The sequence below is a fragment of the Clostridium gallinarum genome (assembly GCF_014836325.1).
GTDB lineage: Bacteria > Bacillota > Clostridia > Clostridiales > Clostridiaceae > Clostridium > Clostridium gallinarum.
The window spans coordinates 92,713-99,218 of sequence record NZ_JACSQZ010000004.1 but is presented as its reverse complement, the minus strand read 5'-3'; the positions used below and the strand labels follow the sequence as shown (position 1 = coordinate 99,218).

Here is a 6,506-nt window from a genome sequence, read left to right as displayed (position 1 = left end):
GCTCGATAGCTCAGTCGGTAGAGCAGAGGACTGAAAATCCTCGTGTCCCTGGTTCGATTCCTGGTCGAGCCACCAGAAAAAAGCATTAACATAAGTTAATGCTTTTTTATTTTACAGGAATATAATATTTATTTCTTTTTTAATATCTAGGAAAGTATAAAAAGTTACGCCTTATTATTAACTATTTATACTTTCCTTCCTTCAGTTTTGAAGTGTTAAAATATCATAGCAAGGTGGCTTGGAGCTGTAAGGCTGAACCTGGATATGATATTTTAACACTTTTTTATAAAAAAATTATGCTAAAAAAATTACAGCTATATTAATTATAGCTGTAATTTTTCTATTTAATTTCATTTAAAACTTCTTCAATATGTCCTTTGACTTTAACTTTTCTAAATTCTTTTATAAGAATTCCATCTTCATTAATTATAAATGTACTTCTTTCAATTCCAAGAACTTTTTTACCATACATATTTTTCTCTTTAATTACATCGTATAGGTTACATACAGTTTTTTCTTCATCACTTAAAAGAAGAAATGGCAGATTAAATTTTTCGATAAATTTATTATGAGAATTTAAGTTATCTTTACTTACTCCAATAACCACTGCATTTAAATTATTTATCTCATTAATATTATCTCTGAAGTCACATGCTTCAGTAGTGCAACCTGGTGTATTATCTTTTGGATAAAAGTATAATATAACTTTCTTACCTTTATAATCACTTAAACTATGATTTTTTCCATCGGATCCCATAAGTGTAAAATCTGGTGCTAATTGTCCTATTTCCATTGTAATACCTCCTTTATAATAATAATTATAATACTAATAATAATTATTATCAATAAATAGGAGTAATTATAGAAAATTTGGATTTATTGAGGAAAATTTATATATTTAAATATAAACTCTGTTATAATTAATTATGTTAATAAATTAAAATTAAAGGAGATTATTTAAATGGAAAATAAGATTTTAGCAACAGTTGCAGGGAAAGAAATAAGGGAATCAGATTTACAAAATGTAATATCAAGATATCCAGAAGATAAGAGAGCATATTTTAGTACAGAAGAAGCAAAAAAGCAACTATTAGAGCAACTTGTATCATTTGAGTTAATAAATATTTTAGGAAAAGAATTAAAAATTGATGATACTGAGGAATACAGAGATAATGTAAAACAAGCAGAAAAGGATATATTAACACAATTAACTTTAAATAAATTATTATTAGAAGTTACAGTTACTGATAAAGATGCGTTAAATTATTATAACAATAATAAAGCTCAATTTACACAAGCACCTACTGTTACAGCTAAACATATATTAGTTGATACAAAAGAATTATGTGAACAAATAAAGAAAGAAATTGATAATAATGAAATAACTTTTGAAGAAGCAGCGCTTAAATATTCTACTTGTCCATCAAAAGAAGAAGGTGGAAATTTAGGGGCGTTTGGTAGAGGAATGATGGTTCCTGAATTTGAAGAGGCAGCATTTAATCTAGATCTTAATGTTGTAAGTGAACCTGTACAAACTCAATTTGGTTATCATTTAGTAAAGGTAGAACAAAGAAATGATGGCGTAGAAATGAAATTTGATGAAGTTAAACCTCAAATAGTAAACAAATTACTTCAAGAAGCACAAGAAAGAAAGTATTTAGATGTTGTAAAAGAATTAGAAAAGAAACATGGAGTAACTAGAGCATAATAATAAAGGAGCTGTTATCAGCTCCTTTATTATTAATAGTAAAATTATAATAATTCATTAAATCCTAATATATATTTGTCGGCTAATTTAGTTAATTCATCCTTTTGACTTTCAGAGCTTTTATCATAAATTGCATAAACTGTCATTCCAGCTTTTTTTGCTCCTTTTACAGCTTGTACAATATCTTCAAATACTAAACAATCTTTAGGTTGTACATTAAGTTTTTTTGCAGATAAAAGATATATATCAGGATTATCTTTAGATTTATTTACTTCTTCTGTAGTTGTTATAGCATCAAAATAGTGATAAATATTATTATTTTTTAATGTTGCTTCTAGTAGTGGGATAGAATTACTTGTTGCTAGAGCAATTTTTATATTTTTTTCCTTTAAAAGATTTAAAAAATCAACAACACTATCTTTTAATTTAATATTATTTGAATAATGAGATAAGGCCATTTCATGCCATTTAGCAATTATAGCTGAAACTTCATCTTTTATATTAAATTTTAATTTAAAATAATTAGCTGTTTCACTAAGGGTTAAATGGGTTATTTCTTCTTGTAAATTTTCGGGAACAACGTGTCCAAATGAAGAAAGATATTCTTCATCTATTTTAGCCCATACACCCATAGAATCTATTAAAGTACCATCTAAATCAAAAATTACTGCCTTAAAGTTTTCCATAAAGATACCTCCTTTATAAGATAAAATAAAAAAATATATAAATTAATAGATATATTTCGAATAGTTTCATACAATGTTTTTAAGTAAACAATAATAAAAGGGGAAAAGATTTTTATGAGAATATTAATGTTGTGTACTTATATTTCTATAATTCCATTAATATTAAATTCTTTTAAATTTATTGGGTTTGAGGACAAATTTAAAGAATTCCAGGATTACTTAGATTGAAATTAATTATTTAGAAGTTTATATTTTTAAACATTAAAAAATCCTCTCAAAAAGAGAGGATTTTTTTTGGTCGGGGTGACAGGGATTGAACCTGCGACCTCATGGTCCCAAACCACGCGCGCTCCCATCTGCGCCACACCCCGAAGTACATTATTATTATAGTAACTATATTACTTTATGTCAACACCTTAATATGAAAAAATAAAAAAATTTACTTTCAAATGGAAAGTTGATAAAATATTTTAAATTAATGTTTAAGTTTTGATAAGTTAGCTTATAATTAAGGATAGTGTAAAGTTTCGTAAAAAAATAGAGTTAATAGGAGGAATAATTATGAAAAGTACTACTTTAGTTATATTATTAGGAAGTTTGGGGTTCTTAGTAATGGGATTTGTTTCATTATTAAGTAAAAAAATAAAAGAATATTTTAAAGAAAGTGGAGTTTATAATAATATAGATAAGTTTATGAAATATAATGGTATTTTTAATTTATCTATAGGAATTATAGGAATCATATTAGGAATGTTAGATATATTATTAGAGGAAAAATCTAAGTACATAATAATAATATATATAATACTTACATTAACTATATCAATAATTCAAAATAAATTATTAAAGAAATATAGAAATATATAATAGAATATTAGTATGTTTTAAAAATGTAGATATAAAATACAAGACTGTAAAATATAATTAGATATAAGGAAATAGGCAATATATTATAAAATAATATATTGATAAAGTATGTATAGAATACATTTACATTAACTAGATATCACATTTTTAAAATTTACCATTGTCCAAGCTTACCATAAGTGTTATAATGGTAAAGTATCAAGTAGGGAGAGGGGGATGGTCTAAAAGACCAAGAACTTTATGAAAAAGAAGATTTTATCAGTTGTTATAGCAGGAGCTTTAACACTAACTTCTGTAATGCCAGTTTTTGCTACTCCTAATCAGGAGGTAATAGAAAACCAACAAAAGTATGACGAATTAACTGAGAAGATAAATGACATTCAAGGAGAAATATATAAACTAAATGAAGAAATAGCACCATTAGCTGAACAAGTTAATAAAAACAATGAGCAAATGGAAGCTATAAAAGAAGAAATTGAAAATACAAACAAAGAAATCGAAGCATCAAGAATTGAAATTTCAGAAAAAGAAGAAGTATTAGGAAAAAGATTAAGAGAGTTATACAAAACAGGTGGACAAGGAAGCTACTTAACTCTTTTATTTAGTGCAGAAAGCTTTAGTGATCTTATATCAAAATTAGATTCAGCTAGTAGACTTGTTAATATTGACAAGAAAATAGTAAAGGAATTACTTGATAAAAAAGAAAAATTAGATGAAAAAGTATCTTCATTAGAAGAGAAGTCTAATGAAATTGCAAAGCTTACTGAAGAAACTAATAAAGTTTTAGAAAGTTTTAAAGAGAAGAAGAGTGAACAAGAAACTCTTATTGCTCAAGCTCAGGCTGAACAAAGTAAATTTGATGAAGAATTTCTATCAGTTGCTGAAAGAAGTTTAGTTAATTATCAATTAGAGGTTTTAGGATCATCTAACGATATTACCGAACTTAAAGATGCAATTAGCCAATTAAGAAATATTAGGGATAATCAGCCATTAAAGAGCCCTATCGTTATAGAAGAAGTAAATAATGCTATAGAAAATGCAAAAGTTAAGGTTGAAGATTTAGAAGCACAGCAAGCAGCAGCATCAATAAATGCTAATAGAGGACAAATTTCAGGCTCAGCATCAGCATCAGGAAATGCTATTGTAAGTTATGCGTACCAATTTATAGGAACTCCATATGTTTATGGAGCAACAGGACCAAATTCTTTTGATTGTTCAGGATTTACAAGCTATGTTTATAGAAATGCAGCAGGAATAGAAATAACTAGAACAACTTATTCTCAAATTGGAGTAGGTACACCAGTTTCATATGGTGAATTACAACCAGGAGATTTAGTATTTACCTATGGAGCAGATCACGTTGGAATATACGTAGGTGGAGGCCAATATATACATGCTCCTCAACCAGGAGATTCTGTTAAAGTTTCCCCTGTTACATCATTCTATGCTGCGAGAAGAGTACTTTAATTAAGAAGTTAATAATATTAATTAAAATAAGCTCCGTCTATTAGGCGGAGTTTATTTTTGTATGATATAATTTATTAGATTTGAGTCAAAACTTATATAGAAAACAAGTATAATCCGTTTATAAATGGAAATATTAGATTGAGGTTAAATAAATGAATAAGAATATTAATTTATTAGAAGACGAATCTATAGATGATTTACAATTAGATAATTTATTATTAATTCAAAAAAAACAAGGATTTAGATTTGGAGTAGATGCTGTATTATTATCTAACTTTGCTAATGTAAAAAATAGACATAGAGTTATAGATTTATGTACAGGGACTGGAATAGTTCCATTTTTGATTTATGGGAAATATAAACCTAAAGAAATAATAGGTGTTGAAATTCAAGAAGATATGGTAGAAATGGCTAATAGAAGTAGCAAGTATAATGAAGTTGAAAATATAGTTAAATTTATAAATGCAGATCTTAAGGATACAGGTTTTTTAAAATCTTTAGGAACTTTTGATGTTTTAACTGTAAATCCGCCATATAAGTTAAATAATTCAGGAATATTGAATCCTGATGATAAGCTAGCAATTGCGAGACATGAAATACTATGTAATTTAGAAGATGTTATAAGAGCTTCTAGAAGGCTTTTAAAGGATAATGGAAGAATGTATATAGTACATAGACCAGAAAGATTAATAGATATATTTGAGCTTATGAGAAAGTATAAAATTGAACCTAAAAGAGTTCAAATGATACATCCTAAGGTAAATAAGGCTCCTAATATAGTTCTAGTAGAAGGTCAACGAGATGGTGGAGCATATTTAAAGTGGGAAGCGCCTTTATATGTTTATAATGAAGATGGAACTTATACTAAAGAGATAAATAAAATTTATGGTAGGGAGGAATAATAATGGGTAAAGGTAAATTATATTTAGTTCCTACACCTATAGGGAATTTGAAAGATATAACTTTAAGAGCTTTAGAGGTATTACAAAGTGTAGATGAAATAGCTGCTGAGGATACTAGAACAAGTTTAAAGTTATTAAATCATTTTAATATAAAAAAGACTTTATTTAGTTATCATAAGCATAATGAACAAGGAAAAAGCTTAGATATAATAAATAAATTAAATAATGGGATAAATATTGCTTTAATTACAGATGCAGGAACACCAGGAATATCTGATCCAGGAAGCGTAATAGTAGAAAAGTGTATAGAGGAAAATATAGAATTTGAAGTTTTACCTGGAGCAACAGCAATAACTACAGCTTTAGTCTATTCAGGGTTAGATACTACAAAATTTATATTTAGGGGTTTTCTTCCAAGAGAAAATAAGGAAAGAAATCCTGTGATTGAAGAGCTTAAAAATGTTAGAGATACAATAATACTTTACGAAGCACCTCATAGATTATTAAATACATTAGGATACATCAATGAAAATTTAGGAAATAGAAAAATAGCAGTATGTAGAGAACTTACTAAACTTTATGAAGAAATATATAGAGGAAGGATATCTGAGGCTATAGAATTTTTTACTGAAAGTAGACCTAGAGGAGAGTTTGTTTTAGTAATAGAGGGAAAATCGGATGAAGATATTAAGTCTGAAAGAGAAGCGTTATGGAGCGATTTAAGTATAGAGGAACATTTAATAAAGGTTATTGAATCAGGAATTGACAAGAAAGAAGCTATAAAGATAGTTGCTAAAGAAAGAGGATTAACTAAAAAAGAAGTATATAAGTATTCTGTAAATCTATAATTAAAGGAAAAGCCCCTATAGATTTTTC

Annotated in this window: 7 protein-coding genes and 1 tRNA gene; 5 read left to right on the top strand and 3 right to left on the bottom strand. The window is 27.1% G+C overall.

Annotation, left to right across the window (positions count from 1 at the left end):
* Nucleotides 1-340 precede the first annotated feature (340 nt).
* Nucleotides 341-793 (bottom strand): thioredoxin-dependent thiol peroxidase, encoded by a 453-nt coding sequence (gene bcp / locus H9660_RS02000; protein ID WP_191748018.1) that lies wholly within the window; start codon nt 791-793, stop codon nt 341-343.
* A gap of 168 nt (nt 794-961) precedes the next feature.
* Here bcp and H9660_RS01995 point away from each other — a divergent pair, with 168 nt between their 5' ends.
* The gene (locus tag H9660_RS01995; protein WP_191748016.1) at nt 962-1,708 is read left to right on the top strand and encodes a peptidylprolyl isomerase; all 747 of its coding nucleotides are present in this window, start codon (nt 962-964) and stop codon (nt 1,706-1,708) included.
* 44 nt (nt 1,709-1,752) lie between these two features.
* On the opposite strand, the gene H9660_RS01990 is transcribed toward H9660_RS01995, so the two are convergent.
* On the bottom strand, nt 1,753-2,394 hold the full coding sequence (locus H9660_RS01990) for an HAD family hydrolase (protein WP_191748014.1): 642 nt from the start codon (nt 2,392-2,394) through the stop codon (nt 1,753-1,755).
* 295 nt (nt 2,395-2,689) lie between these two features.
* Nucleotides 2,690-2,765, bottom strand: a tRNA-Pro gene (locus tag H9660_RS01985).
* 190 nt (nt 2,766-2,955) lie between these two features.
* On the opposite strand from H9660_RS01985, the gene H9660_RS01980 reads away from it, so the two are divergent.
* The 4 genes from H9660_RS01980 (at nt 2,956) to rsmI (ending at nt 6,478) form a co-directional block, all read left to right on the top strand.
* Nucleotides 2,956-3,261 carry a hypothetical protein gene (locus tag H9660_RS01980; RefSeq protein ID WP_191748012.1) on the top strand — a complete coding sequence of 102 codons (306 nt, stop codon included), beginning with the start codon at nt 2,956-2,958 and terminating at the stop codon, nt 3,259-3,261.
* A 240-nt stretch (nt 3,262-3,501) separates the two neighbouring features.
* Nucleotides 3,502-4,728, top strand: a complete 1,227-nt coding sequence (locus tag H9660_RS01975; protein ID WP_191748010.1) for a C40 family peptidase — start codon at nt 3,502-3,504, stop codon at nt 4,726-4,728.
* Nucleotides 4,729-4,880: 152 nt separating this feature from the next.
* Entirely contained in the window at nt 4,881-5,630 is a 750-nt protein-coding gene (locus H9660_RS01970; protein WP_191748008.1) for a tRNA1(Val) (adenine(37)-N6)-methyltransferase, read from the top strand.
* Nucleotides 5,631-5,632: 2 nt separating this feature from the next.
* A complete protein-coding gene (gene rsmI / locus H9660_RS01965; protein WP_191748006.1) occupies nt 5,633-6,478 on the top strand; it encodes a 16S rRNA (cytidine(1402)-2'-O)-methyltransferase in 846 nt (281 codons plus the stop codon).
* Nucleotides 6,479-6,506: the final 28 nt, after the last annotated feature.

Bases quoted from the DNA above. Each gene is read 5' to 3' on its own strand.
- bcp (WP_191748018.1), bottom strand. From the start codon at position 793: ATGGAAATAGGACAATTAGCACCAGATTTTACACTTATGGGATCCGAT.
- H9660_RS01975 (WP_191748010.1), top strand. From the start codon at position 3,502: ATGAAAAAGAAGATTTTATCAGTTGTTATAGCAGGAGCTTTAACACTA.
- H9660_RS01980 (WP_191748012.1), top strand. From the start codon at position 2,956: ATGAAAAGTACTACTTTAGTTATATTATTAGGAAGTTTGGGGTTCTTA.
- H9660_RS01990 (WP_191748014.1), bottom strand. From the start codon at position 2,394: ATGGAAAACTTTAAGGCAGTAATTTTTGATTTAGATGGTACTTTAATA.
- rsmI (WP_191748006.1), top strand. From the start codon at position 5,633: ATGGGTAAAGGTAAATTATATTTAGTTCCTACACCTATAGGGAATTTG.
- H9660_RS01995 (WP_191748016.1), top strand. From the start codon at position 962: ATGGAAAATAAGATTTTAGCAACAGTTGCAGGGAAAGAAATAAGGGAA.
- H9660_RS01970 (WP_191748008.1), top strand. From the start codon at position 4,881: ATGAATAAGAATATTAATTTATTAGAAGACGAATCTATAGATGATTTA.